2 protein-coding genes are annotated in these 1,812 nt (G+C 42.2%); both read left to right on the top strand.

Annotated features, from left to right (window positions below; translation table 11 throughout):
- The first annotated feature begins 323 nt into the window (after nt 1–323).
- Complete coding sequence (locus F6K49_RS45415; RefSeq protein WP_293108741.1) at nt 324–1,196, top strand: ABC transporter permease; 873 nt, start codon at nt 324–326, stop codon at nt 1,194–1,196.
- Nucleotides 1,196–1,812, top strand: a 617-nt coding sequence (locus tag F6K49_RS45410; RefSeq protein WP_293108738.1) for an ABC transporter ATP-binding protein, incomplete at its 3' end; no start/stop codon positions are given. The genes F6K49_RS45415 and F6K49_RS45410, both read left to right, overlap by 1 nt.

Here is a 1,812-nt window from a genome sequence, read left to right as displayed (position 1 = left end):
AACTGAATAGTATCCAATTTTAATACACAACAACTTAGAGTTTTTTTTCTGAACCAATGAATTTACTTAATTGGTTAAACTATCCAGATTTAACAGATAGTTTTTGAATAAGTTAACAGATAATTATTATCAGGGATAACTCTAGATTTAACCTAGATTCAACTTTTAAATATAACCTGTATTTCTGCTCCCTACTCCCTACTCCCTGCTGCCTAATCCCTACTCCCTGCTCCCTGCTCCCTACTCCCTGCTCCCTACTCCCTGAAACCCGAAAATTTGTACCTCACCCAATTGATAACTGCTAGAAAAGTGAGGAGATAGTTTTGAAACGGACTAAAGGATCAGATCAGAGATTACCCAGGGTGGTTTATACTCCTGAGAGTAAGATGAGGCATCCGCTTCAATTATTTCAAGAGATGGGGCGAGACTTGCTAGCTTCTAGGGAACTAGCTTGGCGACTTCTGGTGCGGGATATCAGTGCCCAATACCGCCAGTCATTTCTGGGAATTGTCTGGGCTTTTATACCACCAATTGTGACAGCTGTTGGCTTTACTATGGCTAAGAGTAACGGGGTGATTAATGTTGGTAGCACGGAGTTGCCCTATCCAGCTTATGTGATGTTTAGCATGACCCTGTGGCAGACTTTTGTGGAAACACTGAATGGTCCTGTCCAAGCCGTGACCCAGGCCAAGGCAATGTTGGCTAAAATTAATTTCCCCCGTGAAGCGATTATTCTTAGCAAACTCGGTCAAGTATTTTTTAACTTTGGTATCAAGCTGATTCTGATTGTGGGCTTGTTTATCTGGTTCAAGATGCCAGTAAGTTGGAGCGTGATTATAGCACCAGTTGCTTTGATTAATCTTGTATTTTTTGGAACATTTATTGGCTTGTTATTAGCCCCGATGGGAGCCTTGTATAAAGATTTTTATATGGGTCTTACTTTGGCAACTGGATTTTGGTTATTTCTGACTCCAGTTGTCTATCCAGTTCCTAGTGAGGGGGTATTTGGCGCTATTGTGAAATTCAATCCAGTCACTCCTTTGCTGGTGACAACACGAGAGTTGGCAACCACAGGTGTGATCTCCGATCCCCTGGGATTTTGGGTGGCGAGTGGAATTGCTGTGGTGGGATTGCTACTAGCTTGGATTTTCTATCGTCTCTCCATGCCTTTTGTAGTTGAGAGGATGAGTTCTTAATGATGATTAGTACCACTGAGCAAGACCTTGCGAACAAATCCCAGGATAGTGAAGTCATTCTCTCGATTAATGGGGTTTCTAAAAAGTTTTGTCGGGACTTGAAGCGGTCTTTATTATATGGGGTTCATGATATTGGCACTGAGTTATTAGGATTGCGGCAGAAGGATGATAAGCTGCGGAAAAAGGAGTTTTGGGCACTTAAGGATGTCAGTATTCAATTGCGACGAGGAGAAGCAATTGGCTTAGTGGGAAAAAATGGTAGTGGTAAATCGACATTATTGCGGATTATTAGTGGTTTGATTAAGCCGGATGTTGGCTCTGTGGAAGTTAAAGGTCGCTTGGCACCATTGATTGCTTTGGGAGCAGGGTTTAATCCGATTTTGACAGGGCGGGAAAATATTTATGCTAATATGTCGATTTTGGGGTTGTCGAAAAAAGAAATTGATCAGCGGTTTGATCAAGTTCTAGAGTTTGCAGAAATTGGGGATGCCATTGATTCGCCAGTACAAACCTATAGTTCTGGAATGGCAGCAAGGTTAGGTTTCGCTAGTGCAATTCATACAGAACCAGATATTCTTCTGATTGATGAGGTGCTAGCAGTCGGCGATCTTCTGTT

The organism is Moorena sp. SIO3I6, from assembly GCF_010672095.1.
This window is presented reverse-complemented; position numbering and strand designations above follow the sequence as displayed.